1 protein-coding gene is annotated in these 495 nt (G+C 63.2%); it reads right to left on the reverse strand.

Translation table 11 applies throughout. From position 1 onward, the window contains the following. Positions 1-197: 197 nt before the first annotated feature. A partial coding sequence (locus QZH66_RS14855; protein WP_305806693.1) for a cytochrome c occupies positions 198-495 on the reverse strand: 298 nt, incomplete at its 5' end.

Here is a 495-nt window from a genome sequence, read left to right on the forward strand (position 1 = left end):
CCGCCGATCATCAGCATGGTGAACGAGAACAGCAGGTACAGCGTACCGATGTCCTTGTGGTTGGTGGCGAACAGCCAGCGGCGCCAACCCGTCGGGCCGTGGTGGTGATGGTGGCCGTCGTGTGCGTGGTCGCCAGCGTGCCCGTGGTTGTCGAGAACTGCGCTCATATTGGATTCCTCAATGCTTTTCGACGCTGATTACTTGCTGCGCTGTGCCAGGACTTCAGCAGGCTGCACCAGCTGGCCGGTCTTGTTGGACCACGAATTCTTGGTGTAGCTGACCACGGCGGCCAGATCGGTGTCGCTCAATTGCTTCCACGAAGGCATGGCGCCGTTGGCCGCGCCGTGGAGCACCACCTGCAGTTGCTTGGTGTGGTCGGCGTCCAGCACGATGGCCGAACCGTCGAGCGGCTTGATCGGGCCCGCGCCCTTGCCGTTGGCCTGGTGGCAGGCCGCGCAGTTCGCGGCGTAGACCTTCTCGCCACGCTTCATGATG

This window comes from Stenotrophomonas sp. YIM B06876, from assembly GCF_030711595.1.
GTDB lineage: Bacteria > Pseudomonadota > Gammaproteobacteria > Xanthomonadales > Xanthomonadaceae > Stenotrophomonas.